We start from the raw sequence: 18,886 nt of genomic DNA, 5'->3' as shown, positions 1-18,886 counted from the left end.
AAAAACTTGGGTTTGTGCATCACAGGCCCAACTTTTGGTATCAATAAAAAATCTGTATTAAAGTGCCAAAAAATACGCGCTATAACTTATATAGAAAATGCTTAAATCAAATTATTCGGCTTTAGCCTGTTTACTTATTTACGCCTTAAAGAACGAAGCCTGTTGATTCGCGATCCAGAATATCTCTGGTAATAAATCATTGAATAAAGTCTAGTTTGATGATGCGATTGATTTTGATCGTAAAAAATAAAGCACCCAAAGGTGCTTTATTTTATCTTTGCAGATTAATGATACCAACCGAACATCTTGAAGATATAAGGTGCAAAGGTCACAATCATTAACGCTGGAAATAGCACCATGATCGGCAATAACCAACGCTCATAGCGATAATAGAAACTGGTATATTTTTCCTTAGCTTCACGATCTGCTGCTGCGACCTCTTCATCACCGACTGATAACCTCGTCAACAAATGATTCAGTGCAACTGGTGGTGTGACATAACCCAACTCGAAGGCAACCAGTACAATCATCCAGAAGTGAATCGGATGAATACCATTTTCGTAGGCGACTGGAGCAATAGTTGCTGCCACCAGAATCACCGCACCAAATGGATCGGTACACATTCCAATCAAAGCCAATAGCATCGCAATAAAGAACAATGAAATATAAATGCTACCTAAATGTGTCGGTAAATATTCCACGATTTCGGTACGTTCAATCAGACCACCAACACTCGCAGAAAGCGCCATCAAGATAATCAATGCACCGATATGCCCGACGGTCTCCGCTGTGGCAAAGTGCATAGAGCTGAAAAAACCACGACGATATTGGTCACTTTGCGCGCCATGCTCACGTAAGTAAGGAGAATCCTGCTCATGTTGCTTAACTAAAGATTCATGCGCCTCTACTTGAGGGATGTATTCTGGCTCTTTACGCAACTTGTCAAACAGGATAATCGCAATCAATACCAGTGGTAAAATCACAGGCGCAGTGAATTCGTTCATACTGGTGTCTAGACCATACTTATAGAACGCCAAAACTATCACTGTGATCACGATATAAGGAATTACAGGCATGAAAGCACGTAACATGCCTGGAATCGCAACTTTAGGTGAATTCACACGGAATTTAGTTTCAGCAAGCAGTAACGACACGCCTAAGAAAATAAATGCCGTCAACCAGAATACATAGAAGCCATGATCAAACAACTCATCAGACGTGACATGACGGCTATCCAGCATTGCAATCAGAACCACCAGTAGACATGGGCGGATCACTACACCCAATGAACCCGACATGGCAGAGACAGCCAATGCATATTGACGACGTGCGCCCGAGTTCCAGACCTCTTTATAGATAATCGCACCTGCCGCGATCACGAAAATCCCTGAAGCGCCTGTATAAGCTGTCGGAATTGCCGCTGCTAAGAGAATGAGCCAAGTCAGAGTTTCAGGTGCAAGATTCCACGGACGTAAAATATTCAGGAACAAATCCATCACACGCGTCTGAGTTAACAACATACCCGCCCAGATAAATAACGCCAAATTCAAGAAGATCCCTGAGAATTCGACCAGAATACTCAAATAAATCCCTTGCCCCATTGGGTAATCCATAAAGAAGGTAAATGCAATACCTGTCAAAATGGACATAAAAGCATACAAAGGGATACTGAGTAAGGCTAAGCCAAAATTTCCACCCGGCAATGCCGTTTTTGGAATTCTGAAGAGTTGGTACACACTAATTAAGGTCAAGATCCCAAATAAGCCTATCCATAACCATGCAATGACCAATGTTTCAGTGGTCAATGTCACACCTGAATTAATCAGGGAACGATATTGGCTCACTGTAGATGCGGTTAATAGTGCATTCCCCAGCACCATTGCCACTGAATAAACACGGAAATCAACGCGCGTTTTTGGACTACGCAGACCAATATGATGGATTTTCAAGCTGGCTGTAATGGCAGCAAAAAACACCATAATCAGTAGGAAAATCGTACGATTCTCTGTACCAAATTTAAAAATACCAAAGAAAGTGGTTTCCATGGTGCGATAAGCACGAAGCGATGGATGCGATTCAATATGCTTCATCGCTTTATCGTAAAACTGATACTTTTCTTCACACAGTTGTTGTGCCGCCAATAATGAAGCACGGACGTCTGATTCAGATGCTGCACCAAAAAAGTCAGCAAATTCATCATGTTTATTGGCTTGCATCTGTTGCTGAACTTGCGCATCGATATTTGGATGGCGCTCACAGTCTGGTTTTTGTGGTTCAGCGCGTAAAAAAGAATATTGCATCCCACTTGCAGGATCACCATATAAACGCTCACCCATACGCAACATCTGACCATGGATCATTTCACCTGTTCCAATAATCAGTGTTAGCAATAACATAATGAGGATGACGTATGTTGAAATCCATTCGTTCCAGATATAACTCAGGAGACCCAAGCCAGATCTATTTTCTTGATTTTCTTGCATGTCTTTTCCAATTTTTTTTGCAGCATCACCCAAACCAGCGATAGTTTTAAGTGATCTCTCCTTGGCAACGGGTTGTTCCATCCCCCATTGCAGTCCTTTTCCATTGTTTAAATTTGCAACATACCTTTCCATTAAAGAATGGCTTGATCGCAACTTTTAGCGGTTTATTTTGTCAACTTTCTCGTATTTCAGTTTTTGTTTGAGTAAATAGGCACTTCCTGCCAGTATTCCACCGAGAGCACCTAACCAATGTGCCTCAACCAATACAGGACTGCCAATGAGTTGTGCAGTACGGCTATTACCCCACGTATTTTCCCAGATAATTTTAATGACAATCAGCGCTAGAACTAAAAGAGCGAAATTACGTTCTTTAGGATATTTTAAATACACGATCGCAACAGCAACATACATACCATGCAACACACCAGATAAGCCTGCATAAGCTTCAATATGAGGCATAAACCAGTAAAACATGAGACTAATAAATGGCGATAACACCATCAATAATAAGGTCATATGTCGTGTTCTGGCATGAGGAAAAATAAAAGGCAAACAGGCAAACGCCAACATATTCAGTAGAAAATGTATCCAACCGACATGCACCCAATGCGCCGTCCATAAACGCCAGAATTCTGTTAATAAAGCAGGTCGCCAGTAAATAAACCAATCTGAAAACACCTGTAAACATGCAGAAATGGAAATACATACAGCAATAAAAATCACTTTTTTAATGAGATCTTCATCTTTCATGCTATGCGCTCCATTTACATGTACAAAAAGGGATAAGGTGTTTTTCAACCACCTCATCCCCTCCAATATCAGTCAAAATGTCCATTTTTCAGATTTACAGCATTTTTACTTCATTGTTTTATTTTGCTGGCTTTTCCTCCGCAGGGCTTGCTTGCGTGTCTGCGCCATCTGTACTACCTGCACCACCATCATTAAATAAATCTTCCAGTTCTGAAGAGGTTTTACCACTTTCATCCCAGAATGTCGTCATACCATCATCACCAGTACGTACACCAGTATGTTCTGTCCAGTAACGGTCAGAAATACCGCGAATCATCACACCTGCCATTGCATCAAATAATCTGAAGTTTGGATTGACGGGCTTATCATCACCACGTGACTCAGCATACGATCTGAGTGCATCACGAATTTTATTATCATCACCACTGGCTTGCGCTGCAACCGCATATAACGCGTGAGGTAATCTCACCCCTTTTTGTTCACCAATTTGCATGGATTGTTTTAAAGTCACATAAGGATCAGGTTTACCCTCATCTGCACCTGGCAATAAAGTCCAGATGACAGCACGAGTCGCATTTGGCACACCCCAAAACTTGGTGTTGTCCAAGCATGCCATACTGCGTTCAACAATCCCAGCAATATCTTTGGGCACATTGACATCACCACCAGAATTGATGTCATTGGTTACAGCCTGCAAACCACTTAACAATCCAAGCATATAAGTCAGTTGATCCTTGTCGCTACGCATTTTTGGACAAGATTCGCCTAAATGATATTTATATTTACTTTCCCAACGCTGCGCAAATAATTGGTAAGCATTATATTGACGCTGTGCAGCTATTGCAGCCCAACGTTTTTGTTCAATGCGCGCATCTTGGGCTTCCGTTACCTGCCCAGCTTTAGAAGCACGCAAATAACGTAATTCACCTTCTAATGCCTGATTCTCAGCACACATACCTGCACCAGCGTACAGTAATACTGCCATATTAGTTGGGTCAGCCCCCATATCTTTCGTCGCCATAATCGCTGGCGTTAATGCATTCCCAGAATTACAGATCATATCCACATCACCCATTGCCAAAATAGGTGGAACAATATGATTTTCACTAAAATTCAAGGCAACATTGGCACCCGATTTAATCACATAGGAACATCCAGACAATACAGATGAGGCAAGAACCGCAACGGCCAAACCTTGACCTATTTTGAATACTTTTGGCATTTTCTATCCCTCGAAATCATTTTATTTTTCCTTTGCGTTGTACCTTATCAGATGCACAAGGCGAATAAAAGAGCAATTACTCTAATATTAATCACGTAATATGACATAAAAAAATAATGAAAAGATTGGCTTTTTTCTTGTGTTTATACAAATTTTAGGCAAAAAAAAGTAGCATTGCGACGGTTCAGCACATGCTACTTGTTAACTGAGAATGGGTTGTACTCTTATTTATTGATGGTGTTCAATATAATCCCTGAGTAAAGTTCCTGCTCGTCCTATAACCACTGCCAAAACAAAAGCAATGACTGGAAACAACCACGTTGGAATATCGATCATTTCTGACCTCCTTCACACTTTACGTTGGTATTTGTACTTTAACTGATGTCTTTGAGACACAACTTTAAAATTGTTAGACAATGCCTGTTTAGGCTGTTTTTTCAATGATTTGATCAGACAATATGTGCCTAAATTTTATTTAAATAACTTAAGATTATGATTTTAATCTATTTTAATTTTATTCTATTTTTTAAATTGTTTAACAATTAAACCAGTTTTGCCATGACTTTGAGCTGTTTCCATTGATTTAAACTTACTTGATCACGCCAAATGATCTGCGAATTGCGATTTTGATTAAAATATAGAACTATATAAATGTGGTGATCTATCACGCGATAAAGCTGCACATGTTCAATTTTGCTGTGATTGCGCCATTGAATTGACCAAAGATCTTGATCGAGATAAGCCAAAGAGCGCATTTTCGAACGTCTCAAGAACGCAAGATAAGTAATGATTACCAAAAATATCGCAATTAAAAATATATAAAATGGAAAAAGCTGAAACCAGATGATTCCGATCAATAGCAACATTCCCAACTGAAACAACAGGGCAAGCAAGCTGCGTTTCAGTTGAAATTGATGATTAACCATGCACGTAATGCTTGAGTTTCAAAATAAAAGTTTTGAGCTCTGGCTTCGGTGGCTCTGATACTTCCATAAACCAATCCAGTAAATCTGGATCTTCCTGATCAACCAATTCAGCAAAAAGTGCTTTTTCTGCGGCTTCAGCGCTCAGGTAATGATTACGGACATAAGGATCAAAATAGACATCAATTTCTTTCAGGCCGCGTCGCGCACGATAAATCACCTTGCGCTCTTCGAGCGTAAGTTCTTCAGACATTAGATTCCCCAAGTCGATAAAAAACCCCGCTAGTTTAACCGATCAGCATAGGTTTGTGGGTAATTGATTGAGCTGAATGACTAAATCCATCATTCGCACTTCACTTTTGAGCATTCATCCTATTGTTTGCCTGAGTCAGATGATTTTTACTTTCCGCTGAGAAAACAAACTGCAAGGATACAATAACAATGCAATCAGCTGCGATTCGTCCCATTCCTAATATGCTGGAGCGCAATCTTTTTAATCAAGAGCATGAAGCCTTCCGTGAAACTGTACGTAAATTTTACGAAAAAGAAGTAGTTCCCAATATTGAAAAATATGAAAAACAACAACATGTTGATCGTGATTTATGGAACAAGGCAGGCGATTTGGGATTGTTATGTACCACCATGCCTGAACAATATGGTGGTTCTGGAGTGGATCGTCTTTACAGTATGATTTTGATTGAAGAACAAGCCTATGCCATGGACTCCAGTACGGGCTTTTCATTACATTCTGATATCGTTGCCAATTACATTAATAATTTTGGTCATGAACAACAAAAACAGAAGTGGCTGCCAAAAATGGCAAGTGGAGAAGTCGTCACTGCGATTGCCATGACCGAACCTGGAACAGGTTCAGACTTGCAAGCTGTACGTACTTCTGCTGTTTTAGATGGCGATGAATATGTCATCAATGGCTCTAAAATTTTTATCACCAATGGCTATTTATGCGATATGGCCATTGTGGTGTGTAAAACTGGAAATAATGAAAAGGGTTCAGCCAATTTATCCTTAATCATCGTTGAAGCTGATCGCGTTGGTTTTAGTAAAGGCAAACCGCTGAATAAAATTGGGATGAAAGGTCAAGATACTTGCGAATTATTCTTTGATAATGTTCGCGTCCCTAAAGAAAACTTGCTAGGTATGGAAGGTATGGGCTTCATGATGCTCATGAAAGAGTTGGCATGGGAGCGCATGTTAGTTGCCATTATCTGTCAGGCAGGTGCTGAAGCTGCTTTTGCTCATACAGTTCAATACACCAAAGATCGTAAAGCTTTTGGTAAACCAATTGGATCATTTCAAAATACACGGTTCAAACTCGCTGAACTCCGTACTGAAATCGACTTTTGTAGAACGTATTTAGATCGCTGTATGCAATTACAACTCGAAGAACGATTAGGGATAGATGCAGCCGCAGCAGCCAAATATAAAATTTCAGACATGTTCTCCAAAGTCGTGGATGATTGTTTACAACTTCATGGTGGCTATGGCTATATGCTGGAATATCCAATTGCTCGTGCCTATATCGATAACCGAGCAAATCGCATCTACGCAGGAACCAATGAAATTATGAAAGAATTGATTTCACGGACACTCTGATCGTTAACCCATCTTTGCTAATGCAATGAAAAAGGAGCTTATCTAAGCTCCTTTTCTAATTTACATATCGAGATTATGAAACTAATTTTGGCTTGGATTTTCGTTCAACGCTTGTCTCTACTTTATGAAACTTTAAAACGCCATCATCAAAACGCGCATTTTTAAGTGCCTTACGATCTGCCAGATAGTTATTAGTCACTTTCCACGGTGCATGCTTTCCTTGTTTTGGCATCACACTGGCGGCACGGGCGATATAACCCGATGACAGACTTCCCATCACGGTATCATCCATTAACTCGGTTTGATCACCTTCTGGAATGACTTCATCATAGCCATTTTTATCCATATAATTCAGCAAACGACAAATATAGTCTGCGGCGACATCCACTTTGAGTGTCCATGACGCATTAATATAACCGATGATCATCGCCATATTCGGTACATCACTGACCATGACACCCTGATACAGCATTGATTTTGAAGTATCCAGAGGCTGTCCATCGATCGTCCCTTTGATACCACCCAAAATCTGGATTTCTAAACCCGTTGCTGAAACAATAATATCGGCTTCAAGATGTTTACCTGATTTTAGCTGAATACCTGTTTCAGTAAATTTCTCAATCTGATCGGTTTCAACGCTAGCCTTACCAGAACGCAAAATCTTAAATAAATCACCATCAGGTACGACACACAAACGCTGATCCCAAGGATTATAGCTCGGCGTAAAGTGCTTCATATCCACTTTGCCCTTAAGCTGCATTTCAATTGATTTTAAAAGCAGTTTACGCACTAACTGTGGTTGTTTCTGAGATAAGGCATAAATACCACGTTGCATACCGATATTGCGCGCACGGGTCAATTTATAAGCGACATCTTCTGGTAGAAGCTTACGCATTTTATCATAGACAAAATCGATTGAAGGAATAGACGCAATATAAGTTGGTGAGCGCTGTAACATCGTGACATGCCCTGCTCCTCCTTTTGCCATTGCTGGCACCAACGTAATCGCAGTCGCGCCACTACCAATAATCACCACCTTCTTGCCTGTATAGTCCAGATTTTCAGGCCAATGCTGTGGATGAATAAATTGACCTTTGAAAATATCCTTATTTGGAAAATCAGGTTCAAAGCCATGATCATAATTATAATAACCCGTACAACCAACGACAAAATTCGCAATCCATGTTTGCTTTTTCTGATTGGCATCTTCAATTTCGACAAACCATTTTTTCTTGGCTGTATCATAATTGGCTGCAAGCACGCGATGCTTAAAATGAATTTTTTTCTTTAAATCAAATTCATCAACCACTTCGCCTAGATATCCTTTAATTGCGGGGCCAGCCGCGAGTACATTTGCACTACGCCATGGTTTAAAATTAAAACCAAAAGTCGACATATCAGAGTCAGAGCGAATGCCAGGATAACGAAATAAATCCCAAGTTCCACCAATACTGTCACGACGTTCAATAATTTCAAATTGACGTTGTGGAGAATTCTTAGCAAGATGTGCCGCAATTCCAATCCCAGAAATACCTGCACCTACAATTAATACATCAACGATCTTTTCCATGTTGTTTTTATAACCTTGAGAACTATTCCATTTTATTAAAGCACAAATTTGACAATGTTCAATGTCAAGTTTGGGTCATTTGTCGCTTTTTCTTATCACTTGAGGACAATTTTTCAAAAGGCAAAAAAAAGATCGGTAAAAACCGATCTTTTTTTTGAATAAGTATCTTATTCTGCTGAAGTGTTTACTTCACGATCTACAAGCTCAACATAAGCCATTGGTGCAGCATCACCTGCACGGAAGCCCGCTTTAAGCACACGTAGATAACCGCCGTTACGTTCTTTGTAACGAGGGCCAAGTACGGTAAATAATTTACCTACAGTTGCAGCTGAACGAGTACGAGCAAACGCCAAACGACGGTTTGCTACTGTATCGTTTTTTGCTAGAGTGATTAAAGGCTCAGCAACACGACGTAATTCTTTTGCTTTAGGCACAGTTGTTTTAATCAACTCGTGTTCAAACAAAGAATTCGCCAAGTTTTGGAACATCGCTTTACGATGGCTGCTTGTACGGCCTAATTTCACACCACTATTACGATGACGCATGGTGATAGTCCTACTTAATTAACGGCTACGATAGGCGAAACGATCGTCCATGCGTAAACTAGCAGGTGGCCAGTTTTCTAAACGCATGCCGAGTTGCAAGCCTTTCGAAGCTAAAACATCTTTAATCTCAGTCAACGATTTTTTACCTAAGTTAGGAGTTTTTAACAACTCAACTTCAGTACGTTGAACAAGATCACCAATGTAGTAAATATTTTCTGCTTTCAAACAGTTAGCAGAACGAACAGTAAGCTCTAGATCATCTACTGGACGAAGCAAGATTGGGTCAACTTCTTCACGAGGTTCTTGAGCCACTGGTGCCTGATCTTTCTGAAGATCAACAAAAATTGCAATTTGTTGTTGCAAGATTGTTGCCGCTTTACGGATCGCTTCTTCAGGATCAACAGTACCATTGGTTTCAAGATCAATGACCAGTTTATCAAGGTCAGTACGTTGTTCAACACGCGCATTTTCAACGGTGTAAGAAACACGTTTGATTGGGCTATAAGAAGCATCTAACTGTAGACGACCTACAGGACGTGTTTCACCTTCAGGGAAACGCGAGTCAGAAGTTTCATAACCACGACCTTGAGAAACTTTCAGGCGCATTTTAATTGAACCTGAGGCACTCAATGTGCCGATCAAATGCTCTGGGTTAACCACTTCAACATTATGCGGTAAACGAAGATCCGCAGCAGTAATATCGCCAGGACCTTGTTTTTCCAATGTCAAATATGCTTCATTTTGATCGAACAGCTTAATAGACAATCCTTTTAGGTTCAGCAAGAGCTCGACGATGTCCTGCTGCAAGCCTTCTAAAGTACTGTACTCGTGCTCGACGCCTTCTATTTCCACTTCAACCACAGCAGCGCCAGGCAAAGAAGACAATAGAATGCGACGTAAAGCATTACCTAGAGTATGACCAAAACCACGCTCTAAAGGTTCCAGAATCACTTTTGCCGAGGTCCCGCTCACCGCTTCGACCTTGATCGCTTGCGGAGTTAGAAACTCGTTTGCAGTACGCGTCATTTATTGCTACCTCAAGGATTATTTAGAATACAATTCTACAATCAAGCTTTCGTTGATTTCAGCAGGTAGATCAGAACGATCTGGTGCAGCTTTGAACGTACCTTCAAACTTAGAATGATCAACTTCCATCCAAGCAGGAATACCACGTTGAGCAGCTAATTCAATTGCGTTTTTGATACGTAATTGTTGTTTAGCACCTTCATGTACTGCAATCACATCACCCGCTTTTACTTGAATAGACGCAATGTTAACACGACGGCCATTTAAAGTAATAGAACGGTGAGATACGAGCTGACGAGCTTCTGCACGTGTAGAACCAAAACCCATGCGATAAACTACGTTATCAAGGCGGCTTTCAAGCAATTTCAACAAGTTTTCACCTGTTGCACCTTTTACACGAGCAGCTTCTTTATAGTAATTACTAAATTGACGCTCTAACACACCGTACATACGACGTACTTTTTGTTTTTCACGTAATTGTAGTGAATACTCAGATTGCTTACCGCGAGCTTGGCCATGTTGACCAGGCGCTTTAGCATGTTTTTTAGTTTTGACGTCAAACGGTTTAACGCCAGATTTTAATTGCAGGTCTGTCCCTTCGCGGCGAGAGAGTTTGCATTTTGGACCAATATAACGAGCCATGAATGTTTCTCCTTACACGCGACGTTTTTTAGGTGGACGGCAACCGTTGTGAGGGATTGGAGTCACATCGGTAATGCTGTTGATCTTATAACCCACTGCGCCTAATGCACGAACCGCAGACTCACGACCTGGACCAGGACCTTTTACAAGGACGTCTAGGTTTTTCAAACCGTAATCCAAAGCTGCTTTACCAGCAACTTCAGCAGCTACCTGAGCAGCAAACGGAGTTGATTTACGTGAACCACGGAAGCCTTGTCCACCTGAGGTGGCCCAAGCCAATGCATTACCTTGACGATCGGTAATCGTAACAATGGTGTTATTAAAAGACGCGTGAATGTGTGCAACACCTTCAGAGACGGTACGAGTGACCTTCTTGCGTGTGCGAGTATCTTTAGCCATCTTTTAGCTTCCAGAAATCTTACTTTTTAATCGGTTTGCGCGGACCTTTACGGGTACGTGCGTTAGTTTTGGTGCGTTGTCCACGGACAGGCAAGCTGCGACGATGACGAAGACCACGATAGCAGCCTAAATCCATTAAACGTTTAATGTTCATGGAAATTTCACGACGTAAATCACCTTCGGTCGGAACCTTGGCAACTTCTGCGCGAATCGCATCAAGCTGAGCATCATCCAACTCACGAATTTTTGTTGTTGGTGCAATACCTACAGCAGCTAAGATGTTCTTAGATGTGTGGCGACCAATACCAAAAATATACGTAAGTGAGATAACAGCATGCTTGTTATCCGGAATGTTTACACCGGCAATACGAGCCATTCACTTTTCTCCAAAAAGGCAGTAGATAAATCAACCGCCCCACAAAAAAACTTTGAGGGGCGGATATTAACCTAATTCGCCTACTGAAATCAACAGGTCTTGATCAGATTAACCTTGACGCTGCTTATGACGAGGTTCTGCGCTGCAAATCACGCGAATAACCCCATTACGACGGATAACTTTACAGCTACCACAAATTTTCTTTACAGAAGCTTGTACTTTCATGATGAAACCTCTAAGTGCGCTTATCCCTTAGGATGAGCAGTCGTTTTTCTCATTAACGTTTGATTGTCATATTGATGTGAAGTCAGGTGCGCTTGAAGTTGCGCCATAAAGTCCATCACCACTACAACAACAATTAACAACGATGTACCACCGAGGTGAAATGGAATTCCAAATGAACTTTGCAGAATCATTGGCATTAAACACACTACAGTAATATAAATCGCGCCGATAAAAGTCAAACGATTCAAAATATGATCTAAATAACGAGCCGTTTGCTCCCCTGGGCGTATACCAGGTACATATGCACCGCTACGTTTTAAGTTTTCTGAAACTTCTTTGGGACTGAACACCAGTGCTGTATAGAAATAACAGAAGAAAATAATTAACGCACCGAAAAGCATGAGATATAACGGCTGTCCAGGCGATAACACGAGTGCCAAATCTTGCAAAGCACGTTTCACAATTCCTGCATTTGGATCAGCACTTCCAAGCCATTGACCTAAACTCGCTGGAAATAATAACAGTGAGCTGGCAAAAATTGCTGGAATAACACCTGCCATATTAATTTTTAATGGCAAATGTGTTTGCTGTGCAGTAAACACACGACGACCTTGCTGTTTTTGTGCATAGTTGACTGGAATACGACGCTGTGCTTTCTCAATGAAAACAATTGCAGCAAGAACCGCAAGTGATAACAAAGCAAATACAGCCATTCCAATTAAACTGCCTTGACCATTTTGTACAGAAGTAAAGCCCTGAATCACCTGATTTGGCAATCCCGCAACAATCCCTGCAAAAATAATCATGGAAATACCATTACCAATACCACGTTCGGTAATTTGCTCTCCAAGCCACATCAAAAACATAGTTCCAGCGACCAATGAAGTCACTGCTGGAACATAAAATGCCAGACCTGAAGTCAAAGTAATCCCCTGACTGATCAAGCCTGCACACATCCCTACCCCCTGCACCAAAGCAAGGAATAAGGTGCCATAGCGTGTGTATTGATTGATTTTACGTTTGCCTTGCTCGCCTTCTTTTTTCAAAGCTTCTAACGATGGAACAACCGTTGACATCAACTGCACGATAATCGATGCAGAAATGTACGGCATAATTCCCAAAGCCAGAATTGACATACGTTCTAATGCACCGCCAGAGAACATGTTAAATAAACCCAAGAAGGTTCCTTCATTGGCTTTAAAAAAACGGGCTAGCGCTACATTATCAATACCCGGTAACGGAATATGCGCTCCTAGTCGAAAGACCAACAATGCACCAACCAAGAACATTAATCGGCGAATAATTTCACGATATTTCACATGAAATGGTTGTCCTTTCATCATGTTGACATGACCTGAAGAACTAGGAGACATAGCCACTCGGTATTACTCCTCGACTTTACCGCCAGCCGCTTCAATCGCAGCTTTAGCGCCTTTAGTCAAAGCAACACCTTGCACTGTAAACGCGCGAGTTACTTCACCAGAAAGAACAACACGTGCACGAGTCTGATCACGACGAACGACGTTCGCAGCTTTCAAAGTTTCAAGTGAAACAATATCACCTTCAACTTTTGCAAGTTCAGACAAGCGTACTTCCGCAGTTTTCAATGCGATTTGGCTAGTGAAACCGAATTTAGGCAAACGACGATAAATCGCTGTTTGACCACCTTCAAAGCCTGGACGAACGCCACCACTTTTACGTGATTTTTGGCCTTTAACACCACGGCCACCAGTTTTACCAACGCCAGAACCGATACCACGACCCAAGCGACGATGTTCACGCTTTGCACCTTCAGCAGGTGAAAGTTCATTTAAACGCAGAGTCATGGCTTATTCCTCTACACTAACCATATAGTAGACTTTGTTGATCATACCGCGGTTAGAAGGCGTATCTTGCACTTCTACAGTATGACCAATACGACGCAGACCTAAACCTTGAAGGCAAAGTTTGTGATTTTTCAAACGATGCGAAGCAGATTTAGTCTGGGTAACTTTAATCGTTTTCATGATTGATTACCCTTGAATTTGTTCTACTGAAAGACCACGTTTTGCAGCAACTTTCTCAGGAGAAGTCATATCACGCAAACCTTTAAAAGTCGCGTTTACAACGTTCGCCGCATTCGTAGAACCATAACATTTAGCAAGTACGTTATGTACACCAGCAGCTTCCAAAACAGCACGCATTGCGCCACCAGCAATTACGCCAGTACCTTCAGAAGCAGGTTGCATGTATACACGGCTTGCACCATGACGAGCATTCACAGGGTGTTGCAATGTAGTACCAGCAAGGTCTACAGTAATCATGTTGCGACGTGCAGCTTCAAGCGCTTTAGAAATAGCAGCTGGAACTTCACGTGCTTTACCACGACCAAAACCTACACGACCATTCCCATCGCCCACAACTGTTAACGCTGTGAAAGAGAAGATACGACCACCCTTAACAACTTTGGCTACACGGTCAACGGCAACCAGCTTTTCAACAAGACCTTCGTTTTGTTCAACTTTAGCCATGATTAGAACTCCAAGCCGTTTTCACGAGCAGCATCAGCCAAGGCTTTGATACGACCATGATATTTAAAACCAGAACGGTCAAATGCAACTTTCGTTACACCAGCAGCTTTCGCACGTTCTGCGATTAAAGCACCTACTTTAGTAGCTGCGTCTACGTTACCAGTTGAACCGCTACGTAAAGAGGCATCCAAAGTAGAAGCTTGCGCTAATACTTTGCCACCATCTGCGGAAATCACTTGAGCATAGATGTGACGCGGAGTGCGGTTTACACACAAACGAGTCGCACCCAATGCACGAATGTGCAAGCGTGTGCTTTTCGCACGACGCAAACGGGATTGTTTCTTTTCGTTCATAAGAACCTCGCGCCTTATTTCTTCTTAGCTTCTTTACGAAGAACAACTTCGTTCGAGTAACGAACACCTTTACCTTTATACGGCTCTGGTGGACGATAACCACGGATTTCAGAAGCAACTTGACCAAGTAACTGCTTGTCTGCTGACTTCAAAACAATTTCAGTCGCAGTTGGAGTTTCAGCAGTTACGCCTTCAGGAAGGTTGTAATCGATTGGGTGAGAAAAACCAAGGTTAAGGTTCACAACTGTACCTTTCACCGCAGCTTTATAACCAACACCAATAAGTTGCAACTTACGTTCGAAGCCTTCGCTTACGCCTTTTACAAGGTTGTTAAGCACAGCGCGAGCAGTACCAGCTTGCATCCAAGCGTCTTTCGACTCTTTTGCAGGAGCTAGTTGAAGTTTACCTTCTTCCTGTTTTAGCTCGACCAGCGCATGCAGGTTGAAAGACAATGTACCTTTAGTGCCTTTCACTTCGACCTGCCGGCCGTTCTGAGTAACTGTTACACCGTTAGGGACAGTTACTGGGGCTTTAGCCACACGAGACATGAGGAATCACCTATTAAGAAACAAAAGCAATAACTTCACCACCAACGCCTGCAGCACGTGCAGCGCGATCAGTCATGATGCCTTTGCTTGTAGAAACAATTGCAATACCTAAACCTTGCTTAACGCTTGGAAGTTTATCTTTACCGCGATATTGGCGTAGACCTGGACGGCTTACACGCTTCACAGTTTCGATAACTGGTTTGCCTTCAAAATATTTTAACGTAATAGTCAAAGTAGCTTTTGCTTCTTCTTGAGCAACTTCTACGTTTGAAATATAACCTTCTTGTTGAAGAACGTTGGCAATTGCAACTTTCAACTTAGAAGACGGCATAGAAACAGTTTGTTTCTTTGCCATTTGTGCGTTACGAACACGTGTTAGCATGTCGGCAACGGTATCTTGCATACTCATTTAGTTGCTCCTTACCAGCTTGCCTTAACAACGCCAGGTACATCACCCTGCATTACTGTATCACGTAATTTGTTACGGCTTAGACCGAACTTACGGAAGTAACCATGAGGACGACCTGTCAAACCACAACGGTTACGAAGACGTACTGGAGATGCGTTACGTGGCAATGCCTGTAACTTTAATGTCGCTTGGAAACGCTCTTCATCGCTTGCATTTACGTTGGCAATAATCGCTTTTAATTCAGCGCGTTTTGCAGCGTATTTAGCAACGGTTTGTTCGCGTTTCAACTCGCGATTAATCATACTTTTCTTAGCCATATCGACCTCTTATTTGAACGGGAAGCCGAATGCACGCATAAGCGCACGGCCTTCGTCATCGGTGCGAGCAGTAGTAGTGATAGTAATATCCATACCACGAATACGATCAATCTTATCAAAATCGATTTCAGGGAAAACGATTTGCTCTTTCAAGCCCATTGAGTAGTTACCACGACCGTCGAAAGATTTCGCTGAGAAACCACGGAAGTCACGGATACGAGGGATTGCGATTGAGATCAAACGGTCCAAGAATTCGTACATTTGTTCGCCACGTAAAGTCACTTTACAACCAATTGGCCAACCATCACGGATTTTGAAACCTGCGATTGATTTACGTGCAAGCGTAACTACTGGTTTTTGACCAGCAATTAAAGTCATGTCAGCAACAGCACCATCTAACAATTTCTTGTCAGTTGCAGCTGCGCCTACACCCATGTTTAGGGTGATTTTTGTAATGCGAGGAATCTCCATTACATTCTTAATGCTAAGTTCCTGTTGTAACTTAGCTTTAAGTTCTTCATTGTAACGTGTTTTAAGTCTGGCCATTGCCGTGTCAACCTATTACTTTGCTGTCGCCACTGATTCACCATTTGACTTATAAACGCGAGTTTTCACGCCATTTTCGTCAATTTGGTAACCAACACGATCAGCCTTTTGGGTTGTAGCATTTAAAATTGCCACGTTTGAGATATGAAGCGAAGCTTCTTGAGTAACGATGCCGCCTTCAGCGCCAGTTACACGGTTCGGCTTTTGATGCTTCTTCACTAAGTTAAGGCCTTCAACCTTAACGCGGTCTTCAGAAACAGACAGAACAGTACCCTGTTTGCCTTTTTCTTTACCTGCGATCACGATAACCGTATCGCCTTTTTTAATCTTAGCCATGATTGCCTCTTATAGAACTTCAGGAGCCAATGAAATGATTTTCATGAACTGTTCAGTACGAAGTTCACGAGTCACTGGTCCGAAAATACGAGTGGCAATCGGAGCTTTATTGTTGTTTAACAATACAGCTGCATTGTCATCAAAACGGATCACAGAACCGTCTGGACGACGAATACCAAACTTAGTACGTACCACAACAGCATTCATCACGTCGCCCTTTTTAACACGGCCACGTGGAATTGCTTCTTTAACAGTAACTTTAATAATGTCGCCAACAGAAGCATAACGACGATGTGAACCACCTAGTACTTTAATACATTGTACGCGGCGAGCACCACTATTGTCTGCTACGTCGAGCATACTTTCGGTTTGAATCATTGCCCTACTCCAAAACCGAGCAACACCGGTCGCAATTTCGAAAGGCTCAAAGAGTACTCGAAATTGACCGATGATGCAACAAGAACGTAATTACTCAGCAGCTACTTCAACCACTTCCACTAAAGTCCAAGCTTTAGTTTTAGAAATTGGGCGGCTTTCTTTGATGGTCACTAGGTCGCCTAATTTAGCAACATTGTTCTCATCATGAGCGTGTAGTTTAGTTGAACGGCGGATTGATTTGCCATACAACGGGTGTTGAACGCGGCGTTCAATAAGAACAACAATAGACTTGTCCATTTTGTCGCTTACGACTTTGCCGGTTAACGTGCGGACTGTTTTTTCACTCATTGTCCGTTCCCCTGTTTTTCGGTAAGGAGTGTCTTGATACGAGCGATAGTTTTACGAGCAATTTGCACTTCGTGCGATTTACCCAATTGACCAGTCGCTTTCGCCATACGAAGACGGAATTGGTTAAGCTGTTGCTCATCAAGCAACGCTTTCAACTCTTCTACCGATTTTTCACGTAGATCTTTAGTTTTCATTACATTACCGTCCGAGTCACGATAGTGGTTTTAAACGGAAGTTTAGCAGCAGCAAGCTTAAATGCTTCAGTTGCTAATTCATCGTTCACACCTTCAATTTCGTACAGGATCTTACCTGGCTTGATCTCGCAAACCCAGTATTCCACATTACCTTTACCGTTACCCATACGTACTTCTAATGGTTTTTCGGTAATTGGCTTGTCTGGGAATACGCGGATGAAGATTTTACCACCACGCTTAATACGACGGCTAATAGTACGACGCGCAGCTTCAATCTGACGCGCAGTCATACGACCACGTTCAGTCGCTTTAATCGCAATCGAACCAAATGATACTGTACTACCACGATGCGCTAGACCAGTGTTACGGCCTTTGTGCATCTTACGGAATTTGGTACGTTTAGGTTGCAACATGGATTATTCTCCCTTGTCAGCAGCACGGTCATTACGACGTCCACGACGCTGTTCTTGACCTTCACCACGACCACGACCGCGTTTAGCTGGACGCTCTTCAGCAGGAGCAGGGTTCATGACTTGTTTCATGCCACCTAAGATCTCACCACGGAAAATCCAGACTTTAACACCAATCGTACCGTAAGTTGTTTCTGCACGCATAGTTGCATAATCGATGTCCGCACGAAGTGTATGCAAAGGTACACGACCTTCACGATACCACTCAGTACGTGCAATCTCTGCACCACCTAAACGGCCTGAAACTTCAACTTTGATACCTTTAGCACCAGCACGCATAGTGTTTTGAACCGCACGCTTCATAGCACGACGGAACATCACACGCTTTTCCAATTGAGAAGCAATTGCTTCAGCAACTAAACGCGCATCTAAGTCTGGGCGATCGATTTCGTTGATGCTTACTTGCGCAGGAACACCCATAATATTGGTAAGTTCGCGCTGTAATTTTTCAATGTCTTCGCCTTTTTTACCGATTACGATACCAGGACGAGCAGTGCTAATGGTTACTTTAGCAGCACCTGTTGGACGTTCGATAAGAATATTGCTCACCATCGCGCTCTTAAGTTTTTTAGTTAAAAACTCACGAACTTGAAGATCTTTAAGCAAGTATTCAGCGTATTGTTTCGGATTCGCATACCAGTTAGCGTTATGACGTTTCACAACACCTAGGCGGATACCGATTGGATGAACCTTCTGACCCAT

27 protein-coding genes and 1 pseudogene are annotated in these 18,886 nt (G+C 42.1%); 1 reads left to right on the top strand and 27 read right to left on the bottom strand.

What is annotated here, in order from left to right; all coding sequences use genetic code 11:
- Window positions 1-284: 284 nt before the first annotated feature.
- From EGS47_RS09615 to EGS47_RS09595, 5 genes are all read right to left on the bottom strand, one after another.
- Window positions 285-2,483, bottom strand: coding sequence for a TRAP transporter large permease subunit (locus EGS47_RS09615; protein WP_035271860.1), 2,199 nt, complete (start codon window positions 2,481-2,483; stop codon window positions 285-287).
- Between the two features lie 156 nt (window positions 2,484-2,639).
- The gene (gene rrtA, locus EGS47_RS09610) at window positions 2,640-3,233 is read right to left on the bottom strand and encodes a rhombosortase (protein WP_005002041.1); all 594 of its coding nucleotides are present in this window, start codon (window positions 3,231-3,233) and stop codon (window positions 2,640-2,642) included.
- Window positions 3,234-3,351: 118 nt separating this feature from the next.
- Window positions 3,352-4,455 (bottom strand): hypothetical protein, encoded by a 1,104-nt coding sequence (locus tag EGS47_RS09605; protein WP_005002038.1) that lies wholly within the window; start codon window positions 4,453-4,455, stop codon window positions 3,352-3,354.
- Window positions 4,456-4,997: 542 nt separating this feature from the next.
- A complete protein-coding gene (locus EGS47_RS18650; protein WP_228128594.1) occupies window positions 4,998-5,381 on the bottom strand; it encodes a hypothetical protein in 384 nt (127 codons plus the stop codon).
- On the bottom strand, window positions 5,374-5,631 hold the full coding sequence (locus tag EGS47_RS09595; protein WP_005002033.1) for a succinate dehydrogenase assembly factor 2: 258 nt from the start codon (window positions 5,629-5,631) through the stop codon (window positions 5,374-5,376). Before EGS47_RS09595 ends, EGS47_RS18650 begins: the two co-directional genes overlap by 8 nt.
- Before the next feature lie 188 nt (window positions 5,632-5,819).
- Between EGS47_RS09595 and EGS47_RS09590 the strand changes: the two genes are divergently transcribed.
- A complete protein-coding gene (locus EGS47_RS09590; protein WP_005002031.1) occupies window positions 5,820-6,992 on the top strand; it encodes an acyl-CoA dehydrogenase family protein in 1,173 nt (390 codons plus the stop codon).
- 73 nt (window positions 6,993-7,065) lie between these two features.
- Here the strand turns inward: EGS47_RS09590 and EGS47_RS09585 are convergent, their stop codons facing one another.
- The 22 genes and pseudogenes from EGS47_RS09585 to rpsC all read right to left on the bottom strand — a co-directional run bounded on the left by EGS47_RS09585 (window position 7,066) and on the right by rpsC (window position 18,886).
- Window positions 7,066-8,562 carry a flavin-containing monooxygenase gene (locus tag EGS47_RS09585; RefSeq protein ID WP_005002029.1) on the bottom strand — a complete coding sequence of 499 codons (1,497 nt, stop codon included), beginning with the start codon at window positions 8,560-8,562 and terminating at the stop codon, window positions 7,066-7,068.
- A 167-nt stretch (window positions 8,563-8,729) separates the two neighbouring features.
- Complete coding sequence (gene rplQ / locus EGS47_RS09580; protein WP_004924167.1) at window positions 8,730-9,107, bottom strand: 50S ribosomal protein L17; 378 nt, start codon at window positions 9,105-9,107, stop codon at window positions 8,730-8,732.
- A gap of 18 nt (window positions 9,108-9,125) precedes the next feature.
- Entirely contained in the window at window positions 9,126-10,133 is a 1,008-nt protein-coding gene (locus EGS47_RS09575) for a DNA-directed RNA polymerase subunit alpha (RefSeq protein ID WP_004924164.1), read from the bottom strand.
- 18 nt (window positions 10,134-10,151) lie between these two features.
- Window positions 10,152-10,775 carry a 30S ribosomal protein S4 gene (gene rpsD / locus EGS47_RS09570; protein ID WP_004985367.1) on the bottom strand — a complete coding sequence of 208 codons (624 nt, stop codon included), beginning with the start codon at window positions 10,773-10,775 and terminating at the stop codon, window positions 10,152-10,154.
- A 12-nt stretch (window positions 10,776-10,787) separates the two neighbouring features.
- Window positions 10,788-11,174 (bottom strand): 30S ribosomal protein S11, encoded by a 387-nt coding sequence (rpsK, locus tag EGS47_RS09565; RefSeq protein WP_001040166.1) that lies wholly within the window; start codon window positions 11,172-11,174, stop codon window positions 10,788-10,790.
- 19 nt (window positions 11,175-11,193) lie between these two features.
- Window positions 11,194-11,550, bottom strand: coding sequence for a 30S ribosomal protein S13 (gene rpsM / locus EGS47_RS09560; RefSeq protein WP_004985363.1), 357 nt, complete (start codon window positions 11,548-11,550; stop codon window positions 11,194-11,196).
- A gap of 108 nt (window positions 11,551-11,658) precedes the next feature.
- Complete coding sequence (rpmJ, locus tag EGS47_RS09555; RefSeq protein ID WP_000867907.1) at window positions 11,659-11,775, bottom strand: 50S ribosomal protein L36; 117 nt, start codon at window positions 11,773-11,775, stop codon at window positions 11,659-11,661.
- Window positions 11,776-11,795: 20 nt separating this feature from the next.
- Window positions 11,796-13,115, bottom strand: a complete 1,320-nt coding sequence (gene secY / locus EGS47_RS09550) for a preprotein translocase subunit SecY (protein ID WP_171063242.1) — start codon at window positions 13,113-13,115, stop codon at window positions 11,796-11,798.
- Window positions 13,116-13,160: 45 nt separating this feature from the next.
- Window positions 13,161-13,601 carry a 50S ribosomal protein L15 gene (rplO, locus tag EGS47_RS09545; protein WP_004995114.1) on the bottom strand — a complete coding sequence of 147 codons (441 nt, stop codon included), beginning with the start codon at window positions 13,599-13,601 and terminating at the stop codon, window positions 13,161-13,163.
- Between the two features lie 3 nt (window positions 13,602-13,604).
- A complete protein-coding gene (gene rpmD / locus EGS47_RS09540; protein WP_004985357.1) occupies window positions 13,605-13,781 on the bottom strand; it encodes a 50S ribosomal protein L30 in 177 nt (58 codons plus the stop codon).
- A 6-nt stretch (window positions 13,782-13,787) separates the two neighbouring features.
- Window positions 13,788-14,285 (bottom strand): 30S ribosomal protein S5, encoded by a 498-nt coding sequence (gene rpsE, locus EGS47_RS09535; protein ID WP_004657688.1) that lies wholly within the window; start codon window positions 14,283-14,285, stop codon window positions 13,788-13,790.
- 2 nt (window positions 14,286-14,287) lie between these two features.
- Window positions 14,288-14,638, bottom strand: a complete 351-nt coding sequence (rplR, locus tag EGS47_RS09530) for a 50S ribosomal protein L18 (RefSeq protein WP_004869518.1) — start codon at window positions 14,636-14,638, stop codon at window positions 14,288-14,290.
- A 14-nt stretch (window positions 14,639-14,652) separates the two neighbouring features.
- Window positions 14,653-15,186: a 50S ribosomal protein L6 gene (gene rplF / locus EGS47_RS09525; protein WP_004985355.1), complete on the bottom strand. Its 534-nt coding sequence runs from the start codon at window positions 15,184-15,186 to the stop codon at window positions 14,653-14,655.
- Window positions 15,187-15,199: 13 nt separating this feature from the next.
- Complete coding sequence (gene rpsH, locus EGS47_RS09520; RefSeq protein ID WP_004995115.1) at window positions 15,200-15,595, bottom strand: 30S ribosomal protein S8; 396 nt, start codon at window positions 15,593-15,595, stop codon at window positions 15,200-15,202.
- An 11-nt stretch (window positions 15,596-15,606) separates the two neighbouring features.
- Window positions 15,607-15,912, bottom strand: coding sequence for a 30S ribosomal protein S14 (rpsN, locus tag EGS47_RS09515; protein WP_004985353.1), 306 nt, complete (start codon window positions 15,910-15,912; stop codon window positions 15,607-15,609).
- A 9-nt stretch (window positions 15,913-15,921) separates the two neighbouring features.
- The gene (rplE, locus tag EGS47_RS09510) at window positions 15,922-16,458 is read right to left on the bottom strand and encodes a 50S ribosomal protein L5 (protein ID WP_004985349.1); all 537 of its coding nucleotides are present in this window, start codon (window positions 16,456-16,458) and stop codon (window positions 15,922-15,924) included.
- Between the two features lie 15 nt (window positions 16,459-16,473).
- A complete protein-coding gene (rplX, locus tag EGS47_RS09505) occupies window positions 16,474-16,794 on the bottom strand; it encodes a 50S ribosomal protein L24 (protein ID WP_004985347.1) in 321 nt (106 codons plus the stop codon).
- A 9-nt stretch (window positions 16,795-16,803) separates the two neighbouring features.
- Entirely contained in the window at window positions 16,804-17,172 is a 369-nt protein-coding gene (rplN, locus tag EGS47_RS09500; RefSeq protein WP_004924120.1) for a 50S ribosomal protein L14, read from the bottom strand.
- 90 nt (window positions 17,173-17,262) lie between these two features.
- Window positions 17,263-17,520 (bottom strand): 30S ribosomal protein S17, encoded by a 258-nt coding sequence (rpsQ, locus tag EGS47_RS09495; protein ID WP_004924117.1) that lies wholly within the window; start codon window positions 17,518-17,520, stop codon window positions 17,263-17,265.
- A complete protein-coding gene (rpmC, locus tag EGS47_RS09490) occupies window positions 17,517-17,714 on the bottom strand; it encodes a 50S ribosomal protein L29 (RefSeq protein ID WP_000849927.1) in 198 nt (65 codons plus the stop codon). Before rpmC ends, rpsQ begins: the two co-directional genes overlap by 4 nt.
- A complete protein-coding gene (rplP, locus tag EGS47_RS09485; RefSeq protein WP_004985344.1) occupies window positions 17,714-18,127 on the bottom strand; it encodes a 50S ribosomal protein L16 in 414 nt (137 codons plus the stop codon). The genes rpmC and rplP overlap by 1 nt, the downstream gene beginning before the upstream one ends.
- Window positions 18,067-18,886: pseudogene (rpsC, locus tag EGS47_RS09480) on the bottom strand (30S ribosomal protein S3). The gene rplP and the pseudogene rpsC overlap by 61 nt, the downstream one beginning before the upstream one ends.

This window comes from Acinetobacter sp. FDAARGOS_515, from assembly GCF_003938865.1.
In the GTDB taxonomy this organism is placed as follows: domain Bacteria; phylum Pseudomonadota; class Gammaproteobacteria; order Pseudomonadales; family Moraxellaceae; genus Acinetobacter; species Acinetobacter ursingii.
The sequence above is the reverse complement of the archived record's forward strand: the minus strand, read 5'-3'. Positions and strand labels throughout refer to the sequence as shown.

Coding starts and splice junctions, on each gene's coding strand:
- EGS47_RS09615 (WP_035271860.1), bottom strand. CDS start 2,483: ATGCAAGAAAATCAAGAAAATAGATCTGGCTTGGGTCTCCTGAGTTAT.
- rrtA (WP_005002041.1), bottom strand. CDS start 3,233: ATGAAAGATGAAGATCTCATTAAAAAAGTGATTTTTATTGCTGTATGT.
- EGS47_RS09605 (WP_005002038.1), bottom strand. CDS start 4,455: ATGCCAAAAGTATTCAAAATAGGTCAAGGTTTGGCCGTTGCGGTTCTT.
- EGS47_RS18650 (WP_228128594.1), bottom strand. CDS start 5,381: ATGGTTAATCATCAATTTCAACTGAAACGCAGCTTGCTTGCCCTGTTG.
- EGS47_RS09595 (WP_005002033.1), bottom strand. CDS start 5,631: ATGTCTGAAGAACTTACGCTCGAAGAGCGCAAGGTGATTTATCGTGCG.
- EGS47_RS09590 (WP_005002031.1), top strand. CDS start 5,820: ATGCAATCAGCTGCGATTCGTCCCATTCCTAATATGCTGGAGCGCAAT.
- EGS47_RS09585 (WP_005002029.1), bottom strand. CDS start 8,562: ATGGAAAAGATCGTTGATGTATTAATTGTAGGTGCAGGTATTTCTGGG.
- rplQ (WP_004924167.1), bottom strand. CDS start 9,107: ATGCGTCATCGTAATAGTGGTGTGAAATTAGGCCGTACAAGCAGCCAT.
- EGS47_RS09575 (WP_004924164.1), bottom strand. CDS start 10,133: ATGACGCGTACTGCAAACGAGTTTCTAACTCCGCAAGCGATCAAGGTC.
- rpsD (WP_004985367.1), bottom strand. CDS start 10,775: ATGGCTCGTTATATTGGTCCAAAATGCAAACTCTCTCGCCGCGAAGGG.
- rpsK (WP_001040166.1), bottom strand. CDS start 11,174: ATGGCTAAAGATACTCGCACACGCAAGAAGGTCACTCGTACCGTCTCT.
- rpsM (WP_004985363.1), bottom strand. CDS start 11,550: ATGGCTCGTATTGCCGGTGTAAACATTCCGGATAACAAGCATGCTGTT.
- rpmJ (WP_000867907.1), bottom strand. CDS start 11,775: ATGAAAGTACAAGCTTCTGTAAAGAAAATTTGTGGTAGCTGTAAAGTT.
- secY (WP_171063242.1), bottom strand. CDS start 13,115: ATGAAAGGACAACCATTTCATGTGAAATATCGTGAAATTATTCGCCGA.
- rplO (WP_004995114.1), bottom strand. CDS start 13,601: ATGACTCTGCGTTTAAATGAACTTTCACCTGCTGAAGGTGCAAAGCGT.
- rpmD (WP_004985357.1), bottom strand. CDS start 13,781: ATGAAAACGATTAAAGTTACCCAGACTAAATCTGCTTCGCATCGTTTG.
- rpsE (WP_004657688.1), bottom strand. CDS start 14,285: ATGGCTAAAGTTGAACAAAACGAAGGTCTTGTTGAAAAGCTGGTTGCC.
- rplR (WP_004869518.1), bottom strand. CDS start 14,638: ATGAACGAAAAGAAACAATCCCGTTTGCGTCGTGCGAAAAGCACACGC.
- rplF (WP_004985355.1), bottom strand. CDS start 15,186: ATGTCTCGTGTGGCTAAAGCCCCAGTAACTGTCCCTAACGGTGTAACA.
- rpsH (WP_004995115.1), bottom strand. CDS start 15,595: ATGAGTATGCAAGATACCGTTGCCGACATGCTAACACGTGTTCGTAAC.
- rpsN (WP_004985353.1), bottom strand. CDS start 15,912: ATGGCTAAGAAAAGTATGATTAATCGCGAGTTGAAACGCGAACAAACC.
- rplE (WP_004985349.1), bottom strand. CDS start 16,458: ATGGCCAGACTTAAAACACGTTACAATGAAGAACTTAAAGCTAAGTTA.
- rplX (WP_004985347.1), bottom strand. CDS start 16,794: ATGGCTAAGATTAAAAAAGGCGATACGGTTATCGTGATCGCAGGTAAA.
- rplN (WP_004924120.1), bottom strand. CDS start 17,172: ATGATTCAAACCGAAAGTATGCTCGACGTAGCAGACAATAGTGGTGCT.
- rpsQ (WP_004924117.1), bottom strand. CDS start 17,520: ATGAGTGAAAAAACAGTCCGCACGTTAACCGGCAAAGTCGTAAGCGAC.
- rpmC (WP_000849927.1), bottom strand. CDS start 17,714: ATGAAAACTAAAGATCTACGTGAAAAATCGGTAGAAGAGTTGAAAGCG.
- rplP (WP_004985344.1), bottom strand. CDS start 18,127: ATGTTGCAACCTAAACGTACCAAATTCCGTAAGATGCACAAAGGCCGT.